Genomic DNA, 13,402 nt, shown 5'->3' with positions numbered 1-13,402 from the left:
GTGGGTGGGGTGTTCATGCGCGGGCGCATGATAGCGGCACCGGCGGCATCGACGGACACGGCTACGCGCTGCCAAGGCGGGCACACCGACTACCCGTTCGCCGCTTGAGCCGCGGACGACGTCAAGGTCAGGGCGCCTCGGCGTAGCGCGCCCCCCAGCGGGCTCAGACCCAGCGGCGCCGCGGGATCGGCCATCAGCGCCCGCGCTTCGGCATCCGTCAAACTCAGGTGAAAGTGCAGCCCGCTGCCGGGGGCGTTGGCCAGCGGCTTGGGCATGGTGCTGAAGACGAAGCCGTGCCGATCCGCCACCGCATGCGCGGTCAGTTTGAAGAGCTGGTAGCGGTCGGCCGCTGCCAACGCCTCGTCGTGGCGGTAGTTGATCTCATACTGGCCGTTGGCGTCCTCGTGGTCGATCTGCTCGATCTCGAAACCCAGCGCGCCCAAGGCCGCGCGCGCAGCCGATCCAACTGCCGGCGCAGCACCTGACGCGAACAGGTCTCCAGCGGTTCGCCCCCCGTATGGCCATCGCAAACGGCGTGCGCCACCCCAGGCATGAAGGGCAACGGGCGCAGGCTGTCGGGCTGCACGCGGCCAAAATACCCGCTGCGCGGCCCCAGACGGGACAGGCCTGTGCCCCAGCATCTGGGGCCGGCAAAACCGGCCACCTCCCGCACCCATTTGGGCAAAGCCGCCAGCGGCACGATTTTGCCCCTGGGCGCACCCAGCAGGTCGGTAAACGTGGCCAGGATCGAGTGGATGCCTTGCGCGGACAGCCGCTCGACCGTGGCAAGCAGCGCAGCGTCGCGGTCCACGGTCACACCGGGCTGTCGATGCGAATCCAGGTCGTCTTGAGCTCGGTATATTTGTCGAGGGCGTGCAGCGACTTATCGCGCCCCACCCCGCTTTGCTTGAAGCCGCCAAACGGCACGGTAATGTCGTCTTCGTCGTACTGGTTGACGTGCACCGTACCCGCGCGCAGGGCCCGCGCCACGCCGTGCGCCTTGTTCAGGTCGCGCGTCCACACCGCCGCCTGCAGGCCGTAGATATTGGCGTTGGCCTGGCGGACCACATCCGCCGCATCGGTGAAGGCGATCACCGACAGCACCGGGCCGAAGATCTCCTCGCGTGCGATGGTCATGTCGTTGGTCACGCCGTCGAAGATGGTCGGCTGCACATAGCAGCCGCCAGGCACCGGCTCCACGGCCTGCCCGCCGGCGAGCAGCCGGGCACCCTCGGCCTGGCCCTGCTCGATGTAGCGCAGCACGGTGTCGAGCTGGATGCGGTCCACGATCGCGCCCATGACGGTGTTCATGTCCAGCGGATTGGCGGGTTGGTAGCGGGGCACTAGCGCCAGGGCTTTTTCCAGGAAGGCGTCCCTGATGGACGCCTCGACGAACAGGCGCGAGGGCGCGTTGCAGCTCTCGCCCTGGTTGAAAAAGATGCTGCCCACGGCCGCCTCGACCGCCCGATCCAAATCCGGGCAGTCGGCAAACACGATGTTGGGCGACTTGCCGCCCAGCTCGGTCCAGGCGCGCTTGAGGTTGCTCTGCCCGGCCATCACGTGGATCTGCTTGCCCACGCGCGTGCTGCCGGTAAAGGCAACGCAGTCCACGTCCATGTGCAGCGCCAGCGCGCTGCCCGCCTCGGGCCCGTAGCCCGGCACGACGTTGAACACGCCCGGCGGAATGCCCGCTTCCAGCGCCAGCTCGGCCAGCCGCAGCGCCGTCAGCGGCGACTTTTCGCTGGGCTTGAGCACGACCGAGTTGCCCGCGGCCAGGGCGGGCGCGATCTTCCACGCCGCCATGATCATGGGGTAGTTCCACGGCACGATCACCCCCACCACGCCGACCGGCTCGCGCGTGATCAGCGCCAGCGCCGTGTCGGGCGTGGGCGCGATCTCGTCATAGACCTTGTCCACCGCCTCGCCGTACCAGCGGATGCAGTTGGCGCTGCTGTTGACATCCACACCCTTGGCGTAGCGCAGGGGCTTGCCCATGTCCAGCGTCTCGGTCAGCGCCAGCTCGTCGCCGTGGGCCAGGATCAGCTCCGCAAAGCGGATGAGCACACGCTTGCGCGCCGCCGGGGGTTTGCCCGCCCAGCGCCGGTCCTCGAACGCCGCGCGTGCGGCGGCCACCGCGGCGTCGATATCGGCGGGTCCGCCGCGCGCCACGGCTGTCAGCAGCCGGCCATCCACGGGCGAGTGGCAGTCGAAGGTGCGGCCATCGGCCGCCTCGACGCGGCGACCGTCGATGAAGGCACGGCCATCCAGGGTCAGGGACGGGGTTTCGGGGGTCATGGTCATCCTCGCAAAGGGCGGAGCAATCCCGTCAGCGCACGCCCAGCGTCTTGGCCTCGGCCCGCGCGGCGGCGGCGATCTCGCGCTCGCGCCGGCGCGTGGCGCGCGCCACCCACACGGCGTAACCGACGATGACGGTGGTGACGACGACGATCAGGATGGTGGCGGCAGCGTAAATGGTGGGGTTGATGCCGCGGCGCGCGTAGCCGAAGATCACCTGCGGCAGTGTGTTGACGCCGGGGCCCGAGAGGAACTCGGAGATCACCACGTCGTCGAACGACAGGGTGAACGACAGCAAAAACGCCGCCAACACCGCCTGCGCAATGTTGGGCAGCGTCACCAGGAAAAACACCTGGTGCGGCCGTGCGCCCAGGTCCATCGCCGCCTCCTCGATGCGGCGGTCCATCTCCAGCAAGCGCGACTGGACCACCACCATCGCGTAGGCCATGCCCATCAGCGTGTGGCCCAGGATGATCGTCAGCATGCCGCGCTGCGGCCAGCCGAAGACATTTTGCGCCCCCACCATCAGCAGCAGCAGCGACAGGCCGATGATGACCTCCGGCATGACCAGCGGCGCGTTGACCATGCCCGAGAACACGGTGCGCCCCCAGAAGCGCCGGTAGCGCACCAGCACGAAGGCGGCAAAGGTGCCCAGCACGGCCGACAGCACGCCGGTGGTCAGCGCCACCTTCAGCGACACGATAAAGCCGTTGACGATCTTGCTGTCGTCCAGCAACGCCTGGTACCAGCGCAGCGAAAAGCCGGTGAACACCGCGTCCTGGCGCGTGCTGTTGAACGAAAACACGATCATGAACAGCAGCGGCGCGTACAGAAACGCATAGACCAGCAGCAGCCAGCCCTTGCCAAAGTGGCGCGTGAGGATGTTGCCCATGGTGTGGCCCCCCAGTCCTCAGGACTGCCCCGCGGCGCGCTCGCCGCTGTTGCGGTAGTAGATGGCCAGCGGCACGACGATCAGCCCGATCATCACCACGGCGAGTGCGGCGGCGCGCGGCCAGTTGTTGGCGGCGAACATTTCGTCCCACACCACGCGGCCGATCATCAGGTTTTCCGGGCCACCCAGCAGCGAGGGGATGACGAACTCGCCCACCGACGGGATGAACACCAGCATGAAGCCGGCGATGATGCCGGCCTTGGACAGCGGCACCGTCACCAGCCAGAAGGCGCGCCAGGGCGTGGCGCCGAGGTCGTAGGCCGCCTCCAGCAGCCGCCAGTCGAGTTTGACCAGGTTGGCGTACAGCGGCAGGACCATGAAGGGCAGATAGACGTAGGTCATGCCCACCAGCATCGACACGTTGGTGTAGAGCATGTGCAGCGGCTCGTCGATCACACCCAGCGCCATCAACACGCGGTTGAGGATGCCGGCATCGGCCAGAATCCCCTTCCACGCATAGACGCGCAGCAGGAACGAGGTCCAAAACGGCAGCATCACCATCAGCAGCAGGGCCGGGCGCACCGAGGCGGGGCTGCGCGCGATGAAGTAGGCGAACGGATAGCCGATGATCAAACAGAGCGTGGCGGTTATGGCCGCGTACAGCAACGAGCGGACGTAGGCCTCGGTGTAGAGCGTCTGGAACAGCGGGCCGTCCCACTCGGCCTTGAAGATGGTCCAGTAGTTCTCGTACTTCAGGCGCAGCACGCCGGCCGTGGCATCCCACAGGGGCTGGAAGGGGTCGATCCCCGTGCCCATGTCCACGAAGCTGATGTACAACAGAATCAGGAAGGGCAGGAAGAAGAACACCGTCAGCCAGCCGAACGGCACGGCGATGACGAAGCGGCGTCCGGGCACGGACAGCAGCGACGAGGCGGGGTTTCGGACCATGGCGGTTCTCCGGGATGGGTGCCCTCAGTCGCGCAGCACGACACCGGCGGTGTCGCTCCACCAGAACCAGACTTCGTCGTCCCAGGTGATGTCCGACAGGTCGTGGCGCGAGGTGTTGGCCTCGGTGATGCGCACCTTGTACCCCTGCGGTGTCACGACGATGTAGGCGTTGTAGGAGCCGAAGTAGGCGATCTCCTTGACGTGGCCCCGGAACAGGTTGCAGGCCACGCCCTCCGGGCGGGTCTTGGCGATGTCGATCTTCTCCGGGCGCACCGCCACGCTCAGCGGCATGCCCACGGTGCCGGTGGTGCCGTAGCCGACGTGGATGCGGCCGATCGGCGCGTCGATCGCGCAGTGGTCCGGCTGGTCCACCGCCAGCGTGCCGTCGAACAGGTTGACGCTGCCGATGAAGTCGGCGACGAACCGGTTGGCCGGGTACTCGTACATTTCCTGCGGCGTGCCGACTTGCAACACGCGGCCCTTGCTCATGACGGCGATGCGGCTGGCCATGGTCATCGCCTCTTCCTGGTCGTGCGTCACCATGACGCAGGTCACCCCGACCTGCTCGATGATGTTGACCAGCTCGAATTGCGTCTGCTCGCGCAGCTTTTTGTCCAGCGCGCCCAGGGGTTCGTCCAGCAGCAGCAGCTTGGGCCGCTTGGCCAGACTGCGCGCCAGCGCCACGCGCTGCTGCTGCCCGCCCGAGAGCTGGTGCGGCTTGCGCCGCGCATAGGGCGTGAGCTGCACCAACGCCAGCATGTCGTCCACGCGCTTGGCGACTTCGGCCTTGGGCAGACCTTCGCGCTTGAGGCCGAAGGCGATGTTCTCCCAGATGTCCAGGTGCGGAAAGAGCGCATAGCTCTGGAACATCATGTTGACCGGCCGCTCGTAGGGTGGCAGGCCCGCCACGTCCTGCCCCCCGAGCAGGATGCGGCCCGAGGTCGGCGTCTCGAAGCCCGCCAGCATGCGCAACAGGGTGGACTTGCCACACCCCGAGCTGCCCAGCAGCGCAAAGATCTCGCCCTTGCGCACGGACAGCGACACCTCGTCGACCGCCACCGCCTCGTCAAAGCGTTTGACGAGTTTTTCGGTGACCAGATAGTTCTCCTGCTCGCCTGGAGCACGGGGAGCTTCAGCCATGACGGATCACACTCCTGCAGGTCGGCCGGGGCCGACGGACAAATAAAACGGGCTGTTCATACACGGTGGCACGAACAGCCCGGGCTCATCGGCGGTGCGGGAGGACACCGCCCGGCATCACTTGCCGCGCTTGAACGCGTTGTAGGCCGAGGCCATCGCCTCGCGCGCCTCGTTGGTGTAGCTGCTCGGCTGGATCAGCTTGGGCATGTAGTCGGTCGGCGGGAAGATCGACGGATTGTTGACCACCTCCGGCTTCATCTGGTCGCGGCCCTTAGTGTTGCCGGTGTTGTAGCCCATCTCGTTGGCCATCGCGGCGGCGTTTTCCGGGCGCGAGAAGAAGTTGATGAACGCGTGCGCGTTGTTCGGGTGCTTGGCGTCCTTCAGAACGGCCATCGTGTCGAAGAACGCCAGCGCGCCGGTGGAGGGCAGCAGCGCGACGATCTCGTCCTTGGAGCCGGTCTCGGCCGCACGGGCAGCGGCGATGTTGATGTCGCCGGCCCAGCCGATGACCGCGCACGCCTTGCCGCTGGCGACGTCATCGATCATCGTCGAGCTGAAGATGCGGATGTCTTTGCGCACCTTCAGCAGCATGTCCACCGCCGCCTTGTAGTCGGCCGGGTCGTTGGAGTAGGCGTCTTTGCCGATGTAGTGCAGCGCCACCGGGATGATCTCGGTCGGCGAATCCAGGTAGGCGATGCCGCAGGACTTGACCTTGGCGGTGTACTTGGGGTCGAACACCAGGTCCCAGGCGTTGTCGGGCATGGGCATGTTGCCCAGCGCCTTGGCCAGCTTGGTCTTGTTGACGCCGACGGTGGTGAAGCTCCACGCCCAGGGCACGAGGTGCTGGTTGCCCGGGTCCACCTTGTCCAGCACCTTCAAGACACCGGCGTCGAGGTTGCCGTAGTTGGGGATCTTGGCTTTGTCCAACGGCTGGAACAGGCCGGCTTCGATTTGCGACTTGGCGAACACGCTGCCCGGCACGACGATGTCATAGCCGGTGTTGCCGGCCACCAGCTTGGCATGCAGCGCCTCGTTGGTCTCGAAGGTGTCGTAGTTGACCTTGATGCCGGTTTCCTTCTCGAAGGCCTCCAGCATGCCGTCCGGGATGTAGTCCGGCCAGTTGTAGATGTTGAGCACCTTCTCGTCGTCGAGCACCGGGCCAGCCGGGGCCTGCGCCACGGCGGGTGCCGGCGCCGGGGCGGGCTGAGCGACGGGCTCTTCCTTCTTGCCGCAGCCGGCGACGAACGCGGCTGCCAGGGCCAGGGCCAACAAGCGCTTTTTCATGTCCACACTCCAGTCAAGAGTTTGAGGGGTAAACGGTGAACGATTGCCAAGCAACAAACAGGCCGGTGCGGACGTGACCCACCACGACGCCCCTGAATGCTCGCATGGGATTCTAGGACACCCCCCGCTCAGGTTTTGCCTTGCCGTCGCAAATCTGCCAGCGTGGCGTCGAGCGCGGTGCGGACGAGGCGGATCATCTCGTCGATATCGGCGCGGGTCATGACCAGCGGCGGGGCGATGATCATGCGGTCACCGACGGCGCGCATGACGACCCCCGTGTCGAAGCAGTGACCGCGGCAGGTCATGCCCACGGCCCACTCTTCGGGGAAGCGCGCCAGCGTCGCCTTGTCCCGCACCAGGATGAGCCCCGCCACCAGGCCGCAGGTCTCGGCCACGCCCACCAGCGGGTGGTCGGTCAGCTCGGCAAAGCGCTGCACCAGGTAGGGGCCGGTGTCCTCGCGCACGCGCTGGGGCAGCGCCTCGGCGGCCATGAGGTCCAGATTGGCCAGCCCCACCGCGCAGGCCACCGGGTGGCCGCTGTAGGTGTAGCCATGGGTGAACTCGCCGCCGCTGTGCAGCACGCGGGCGATGCGCTCGTTGACCAGCACCCCCCCCAGCGGGATGTAACCGCTGGTGACCGCCTTGGCAAACGTCACCAGATCGGGCCGGGTGCCAAAGCGCTCGTAGGCAAACCAGTGGCCCAGGCGGCCAAAGGCGCAGATGACTTCGTCGGAGATGAGCAGGATGCCGTAGCGGTCGACGATGCGCTGGATTTCGGGCCAGTAGGTCTCGGGCGGGATGATGACGCCGCCGGCGCCCTGCACCGGCTCGGCGATGAAGGCCGCGACCTTGTCCGGGCCGACCTCCAGGATTTTTTCCTCCAGCCAGCGCGCGGCGCGCACGCCAAACTCGGCCGGCGTCTCGCCCGGCGCGCGCAGATCCCAGTAGTAGGGCTGCTGGATGTGGACGATGCCGGGGATGGGCAGGTCGCCCTGTTCGTGCATGCCCCCCATGCCGCCCAGCGACGCCGCGGCGACGGTGGAGCCGTGGTAGGCGTTCCAGCGGCTGATGATGACCTTGCGCTGCGGCTGGCCCATCAGATCCCAGTAGCGGCGCACCAGGCGCACATTGGTGTCGTTGGCCTCCGAGCCGCTGCTGGTGAAGAAGACGTGCGAAAACCGCCGCCCGTCCACCGGTGGGGCGAGTTCGGACAGGCGCGCCGCCAGCCGCACCGCCGGCTCGGTGGTGGTCTGGAAAAAGGTGTTGTAGAACGGCAGCTCCAGCATCTGGCGATAGGCGGCCTCGGCCAGCGGGCGCCGGCCGTAGCCCGCGTTGACGCACCACAGGCCGCTCATGCCATCCAGGATGCGGTGGCCCTCGGAGTCCCAGATATAGATGCCCTCGGCGCGGGTGATGACGCGCGCGCCCTTGGCCGCCAGCGCCTGGTGGTCGGTGAAGGGATGCAAAAAATGTGCGCTGTCCAGCGCCTGCAGCTCGCGGGTGTGCACGCTGGGCTGGGGCAGGCGGTCGGCGGGGGCGTTCATGGGAGGACTCCTCGGGATGGGCGGTGCGGTCAGACGTGCAGCAGCAGGTGCTCACGCTCCCAGGGCGAGATCACTTTCATGAACTCCTCGAACTCGAGTTCCTTGATCTCGGTGTAAATCGTGATGAACTCCTCACCCAGCACATGGTGCAGGTCGGGCTCGCGGCGCAGCCAGTCCAGCGCCTCGCCCAGGCTGCGCGGCAGCGCGTAAGCGGACAGGTAGGCGTCGCCGCGCATCTCGGGCTTGGGCTTGATCTTGTTGACCAGGCCAAGGTAACCACAGGCCAGCGTCATGGCCATGGCGACGTAGGGGTTGGCGTCGGCGCCGATGACGCGGTTCTCGATGCGGCGCGCCTGCGGCGGCGCGATCGGCGAGCGGATGCCGACCGTGCGGTTGTCATGGCCCCACTCGATGTTGATCGGCGCGGCGGTGTGGCGCGCCAGCCGCCGGTAGCTGTTGACGTAGGGCGCCACCAGCGCCATCGCTGCCGGGATGTAGCGCTGCAGCCCGCCGATATAGTGGCCAAAGGCCTCGGACGCGCTGCCATCTTCGTTGCTGAAGATGTTGCGCCCCGTGGCCTTGTCCACGATGCTTTGATGGATGTGCATCGCGCTGCCCGGCTCGCCCGCGATGGGCTTGGCCATGAAGGTGGCGTACATGTCGTGGCGCAGAGCGGCCTCGCGCACGGTGCGCTTGAACAGGAACACCTCGTCCGCCAACGCCAGCGGGTGGGAGTGGAAGAAGTTGATCTCCATCTGCCCAGCGCCGACCTCGTGGATCAGGGTGTCGACGTTGAGCTCCATCTTGTCGCAGTAGTCGTAGATCTCCTCGAACAGGGGATCGAACTCGTTGACCGCGTCGATGGAGTAGGCCTGGCGCGAGGTTTCGGCGCGTCCGCTGCGGCCAATGGGCGGGTGCAGCAGGGTGTTGGGATCGGTGTTGCGCGCGGTGAGGTAGAACTCCAGCTCGGGCGCGACGACCGGCTCCAGGCCCATCGCCTCGTACAGGCCGCAGACGTGGCGCAGCACGCTGCGCGGCGCGTAAGGGATGAGCTTGCCGCTGTGGTCGAAGCAGTCGTGGATGACCTGCGCGGTAGGGTCGCTGGCCCACGGCACGATGCGCGCCGTGGTCGGGTCCGGGCGCAGCTGCATGTCGCGGTCGGTGGGCTCGATGACGTCGTAGTACGGCCCGCTCTTGGGCTGCTCGCCGGTCACGCTCATGGCCACGATGGCCTGGGGCAGGCGCATGCCGCGGTCTTCGGTGAATTTCTCGCGCGGCAGGATCTTGCCGCGCGCCACGCCGGTCAGGTCGGGGACCAGGCACTCGACTTCGGTGACGCGCCGCTCATTGAGCCACTGCTCGAGATCGTTGAAGGACTTGAGGTCTTTGGAACTGCTCATGGGTTGCTCCGTTGCCCGGGGGGGGCGGCACCACGGCCGGCAGGGCCTGCGGTGCCCGCGGGGGGTTGCCCGGTCATTCTGGCCTCAAGCATGGCCGAAAACCAGAACCGGGCCCAGGGAACAGCCTAGGGGAGTTCGGGCGCGGCGGCAAAGGCGCGTGCATCGGCCTCGCGGCGCGCGCGGCGCTGGCGCAGCGCCTCGCCAAAGGCGCGGAAGATGGCACTGGACAGCGGGTCGTCCCAGCAGCGCCACTCGGGGTGCCACTGGACGGCCAGCGCAAAGGCGTGCGCGTGATCGAATTCGACGGCCTCGATCAGCCCATCGGGCGCATGGGCCACGGCCCGCAGGCCCGGCGCCAAACGGCGGATGCCCTGCCCGTGCAAGGAATTGACGCGCACGGTGGGGGCGCCACCCGCCAGCCGGTGCAGCACGCTGTCGGGCTGCAGCGTCACCTCGTGGCGCGGGCCGTACTGTTCGTCGAGCGGGGCGGCTTTGGGCTCGCGGTGATCCAAATGCCCGGGCAGAGCATGGACCGCCTGGTGCAGGCTGCCGCCGAGGGCGACGTTGATCTCTTGAAAGCCGCGGCAGATACCCAGCAGCGGGATGCCCCCGGCCAGCGCGTGGCGCACCACGGCCAGGGTGACCTCGTCGCGCGCCTCGTCCAGCGGCAGCGCTGGATCGGCCACGGCCTCGCCGAAGTGGCGCGGGTGCACGTTGGACGGCGAGCCGGTCAGAACGACCCCGTCCACGCCGGCCAACAGCGCCGGGACGTCGGCGGCATCCGCCAGCGGAAACATGACCGGCTGAGCCCGCGCGCCCACCTTGACCGCGCGAGCGTATTTGTCGCCCAGCAGCAAAAACGGCATCGCGTGGTCGTGGTCGCCGAGGAGGCGGTGGTCCGCCGGCATCCAGACGAGGGGGGTGGACGGGAAGGCAAGCATGTTCGGAGCCATTCTGGCGGCCGATTGGGTGCACAATGGGTGCCATTTGACCCCACGGCATGGGGCCAATTGACCGGGCGCAACGCCGGTGTCAGGACGTTTTCGTATGACCCAATCCTCTGCCCTGCTGGCCGATTTTTTGCTGACCGAAATGGCGCGCCCCGACGGCCCGGCCGGCCCAGGCGGCGGACTGCCGCTGAACCGGCGGCTGTACGAGGCGCTGCGCCGCGCCATGCTGGACGGGCGGTTGTCCGCGGGCGACCGTCTGCCCTCCAGCCGCGAACTGGCGCAGGACCTGCGGCTGTCGCGCAATACCGTGGTGGCGGCGCTGGAGCAACTGGGAGCCGAGGGTTATCTGGTCAGTCGGGTGGGCAGCGGCACTTATGTGCACGACCAACTGCCGCAAACCGTCCCCCTCGCCCGGCGCGGGGGGACGGCTGCCGCCACGCGGCTGCCGGGCCTGTCGGCGCGCGGGCGGGTGCTGGCCGAGCACTACGGCGCGCGGGAGCTGGAGATCCAGCCCTTCACACCCGGGACGGCGGACTTCAGCGCCTTTCCGGTGGCGCTGTGGCAACGGCTGCAAAACCGGCACTGGCGCAGCGCGCGGCCCGAGATGCTGGACTACACCACCTCGGGCGGTTACGGTCCGCTGCGGCGTGCGGTGGCCGACTATCTGCGCGTCTCGCGCAGCGTGCGGCTGGACCCGGAGCAGGTGCTCATCACCACCGGCACGCAGCAGTCGCTGGAGCTGTGCGCACGGCTGCTGGCCGATGCGGGCGACGCGGTGTGGATCGAAGACCCGGCCTACTGGGGTGCGATCAAGGCCTTTACCGCCTGCGGGCTGCGGCTGCAGCCCATCCCGGTGGACGGCGAGGGGTTGGCCCCCCCGGCGACGGCCGACGCCACGCCCCGGCTGATCTACGTCACCCCGTCGCACCAGTATCCGACGGGAGCGGTGATGTCGCTGGTGCGCCGGCGTGCGCTGTTGGCGCAGGCCGCGCGCGCCGATGCCTGGGTGCTGGAGGACGACTACGACAGCGAGTTTCGCTTCGACGGCGCGCCGATCGCGTCGCTCGCCGGACTGGACGACGACGGCCGGGTCTGTTACCTGGGCACCTTTTCCAAGGTGCTGTATCCGGGGCTGAAGCTGGGCTATCTGGTGGCCCCGCGCGGCCTGGTGGAGGCGTTTCGCCAAGCGCACTACGACCTGCACCGCCCGGGCCAACTGCCTCTGCAAGCGGCACTGGCGGAGTTCATCGAAATGGGCCACTTCGCCGCCGCGCTGCGGCGCACGCGCCAAACCTACGCCGGCCGGCGCGCGCAGTTGCTGCACGCGCTGGCCCCGCTGCTGGATGCCGAGGGCGTGCACATCACCGGCGCGGCCCAGGGGCTGCACCTGTGCCTACGGCTGCCGCTGACGGTGGACGACCGCGCCGTGGCGGACGCCCTGGCGGCCGAGGGCATCTCGGTGCGGCCTCTGTCGGCCTACTGCCTGCAGCGGCGCGACCTGCGCGGGCTGCTGATCGGCTATGGCTATGCCCAGCCGGCGCAGATCGAACCGAGCGCGCGCCGCGTCGTGGCGGCGGTGCGCCGCGCGCTGCGCTGACCGCTGCGCGGAGGGCGCCCGCGCTCATCCCCCCAGCGCATCGCGCCAGCGGTGCCAAGCCATGCCGAGCGCCAGCACCGGGGTGCGCAACCACGGCCCGCCCGGAAAAGCGTGGTGGCGCAGCCGCGCGAACAGATCGAAGCGCTCGGACTGCACCGCGATCGCCTCGGCCACCAGGCGACCGGCCAGGCCGGTCAGCGCCACGCCGTGGCCGCTAAAGCCCTGCAGGTAGTACACCCGCTGCCCCACGCGGCCGAAGTCGGGGGCGCGGTTCATGGTGATATCCACGAAGCCCCCCCACAGGTGGGCCGTGGGCGTGCCCGCCAGTTGCGGAAACACCGCCAGCAGGCGCTGGTGCAGCGTCTCGCGCAGGCGCGGCGGCGTCATGGTGGTGTAGCTGACACGCCCGCCAAACAGCAACCGGTCGTCGGCGCTGAGGCGGAAGTAATCCAGCACCACATTGTTGTCGCACACGGCCGCGCGGCCCGGGATCAGGGATGCGGCCAGCGCGCGCGGCAGCCGCTCGGTCGCCAGGATGTAGGTGCCCACCGGCATGATGCGCGGGTGGATGTCGGCCAGCACCCCGGGGCCGTGTTCGGGCAGGGTGCAGTTGCCGGCGACGACGACGAACTCCGCCTCCACCACACCCGCATCGGTGTGGGCCGCCACGCCGTCGGCGTGGCACTGCAGCCGACGCACGGGGCTGTGTTCGTGCAGCACCGCCCCGGTCGACTGGGCCGCGCGCGCCAGCCCCAGCGCGTATTTGAGCGGGTGCAGGTGGCCGGAGACGGTCTCGTACGCCACAGCGAGGTAGCGCGGGCTGTCGATGTAGCGGCGCACCTCGGCCCCATCGGCCCAGGTCGTGGCCAGCCCGTAGTCGCGCGCCAGCGCCTCCATCTCGGCGCGCAGCGCGCGGGCCTTGCGCGGGCGATCGGCGACGTAAAGGTAGCCGTGCTCGCGGTCGCAATCGATGCCGTGGCGCGCGATGCGCTCGTCGATCAAGCGCACCGCTTCCAGCGACCAGTCCCAGGCTGCGCGGGCCGCAGCCCGCCCGAGCTGGCTCTCGAACACGCCCATACCGCAGGCGTAGCCGACGATGGCCTGGCCGCCGTTGCGCCCGCTGGCGCCGGCGCCGATGCGATCGGCCTCCAGCAGGACCACGCGGCGCCCGCGCTGCGCCAGTTCCAGCGCCGCGCTCAGGCCGGCGAAGCCCCCGCCCACCACCACCACATCGGCACGCTGGCGGCCGACCAGCGCGGGCTGTGCCGGTGGTCGCACCACGCTGGCTTCGTAGTAGCTGTCGGTGTGGAGCTGGGTGTCGGAACGCAGCAAGGAGGGGCGCAGCATGGGGG

11 protein-coding genes are annotated in these 13,402 nt (G+C 68.6%); 1 reads left to right on the top strand and 10 read right to left on the bottom strand.

The window, feature by feature from the left end; translation table 11 throughout:
• Window positions 1–89: 89 nt before the first annotated feature.
• From V7026_RS09000 to V7026_RS08960, 9 genes are all read right to left on the bottom strand, one after another.
• Window positions 90–443, bottom strand: coding sequence for a hypothetical protein (locus V7026_RS09000; RefSeq protein ID WP_334155051.1), 354 nt, complete (start codon window positions 441–443; stop codon window positions 90–92).
• A gap of 370 nt (window positions 444–813) precedes the next feature.
• On the bottom strand, window positions 814–2,295 hold the full coding sequence (locus tag V7026_RS08995) for an aldehyde dehydrogenase (protein WP_334155050.1): 1,482 nt from the start codon (window positions 2,293–2,295) through the stop codon (window positions 814–816).
• Window positions 2,296–2,326: 31 nt separating this feature from the next.
• Window positions 2,327–3,187, bottom strand: a complete 861-nt coding sequence (locus V7026_RS08990) for an ABC transporter permease (protein WP_334155049.1) — start codon at window positions 3,185–3,187, stop codon at window positions 2,327–2,329.
• An 18-nt stretch (window positions 3,188–3,205) separates the two neighbouring features.
• Window positions 3,206–4,135, bottom strand: a complete 930-nt coding sequence (locus V7026_RS08985) for an ABC transporter permease (RefSeq protein ID WP_334155048.1) — start codon at window positions 4,133–4,135, stop codon at window positions 3,206–3,208.
• A gap of 24 nt (window positions 4,136–4,159) precedes the next feature.
• Window positions 4,160–5,275 carry an ABC transporter ATP-binding protein gene (locus V7026_RS08980; protein WP_334155047.1) on the bottom strand — a complete coding sequence of 372 codons (1,116 nt, stop codon included), beginning with the start codon at window positions 5,273–5,275 and terminating at the stop codon, window positions 4,160–4,162.
• A gap of 117 nt (window positions 5,276–5,392) precedes the next feature.
• A complete protein-coding gene (locus tag V7026_RS08975; protein ID WP_334155046.1) occupies window positions 5,393–6,559 on the bottom strand; it encodes an extracellular solute-binding protein in 1,167 nt (388 codons plus the stop codon).
• Window positions 6,560–6,687: 128 nt separating this feature from the next.
• Window positions 6,688–8,103, bottom strand: coding sequence for an aspartate aminotransferase family protein (locus tag V7026_RS08970; RefSeq protein ID WP_334155045.1), 1,416 nt, complete (start codon window positions 8,101–8,103; stop codon window positions 6,688–6,690).
• Window positions 8,104–8,132: 29 nt separating this feature from the next.
• Window positions 8,133–9,503 carry a glutamine synthetase family protein gene (locus V7026_RS08965; protein ID WP_334155044.1) on the bottom strand — a complete coding sequence of 457 codons (1,371 nt, stop codon included), beginning with the start codon at window positions 9,501–9,503 and terminating at the stop codon, window positions 8,133–8,135.
• A 125-nt stretch (window positions 9,504–9,628) separates the two neighbouring features.
• The gene (locus V7026_RS08960) at window positions 9,629–10,444 is read right to left on the bottom strand and encodes a gamma-glutamyl-gamma-aminobutyrate hydrolase family protein (RefSeq protein WP_334155043.1); all 816 of its coding nucleotides are present in this window, start codon (window positions 10,442–10,444) and stop codon (window positions 9,629–9,631) included.
• 124 nt (window positions 10,445–10,568) lie between these two features.
• Between V7026_RS08960 and pdxR the strand changes: the two genes are divergently transcribed.
• Entirely contained in the window at window positions 10,569–12,050 is a 1,482-nt protein-coding gene (pdxR, locus tag V7026_RS08955) for a MocR-like pyridoxine biosynthesis transcription factor PdxR (RefSeq protein WP_443082335.1), read from the top strand.
• A gap of 24 nt (window positions 12,051–12,074) precedes the next feature.
• Here the strand turns inward: pdxR and V7026_RS08950 are convergent, their stop codons facing one another.
• The gene (locus tag V7026_RS08950) at window positions 12,075–13,397 is read right to left on the bottom strand and encodes an NAD(P)/FAD-dependent oxidoreductase (RefSeq protein ID WP_334155052.1); all 1,323 of its coding nucleotides are present in this window, start codon (window positions 13,395–13,397) and stop codon (window positions 12,075–12,077) included.
• Window positions 13,398–13,402 lie beyond the last annotated feature (5 nt).

The organism is Tepidimonas sp. (assembly GCF_036825565.1).
In the GTDB taxonomy this organism is placed as follows: Bacteria; Pseudomonadota; Gammaproteobacteria; order Burkholderiales; family Burkholderiaceae_C; genus Tepidimonas.
This window is presented reverse-complemented; position numbering and strand designations above follow the sequence as displayed.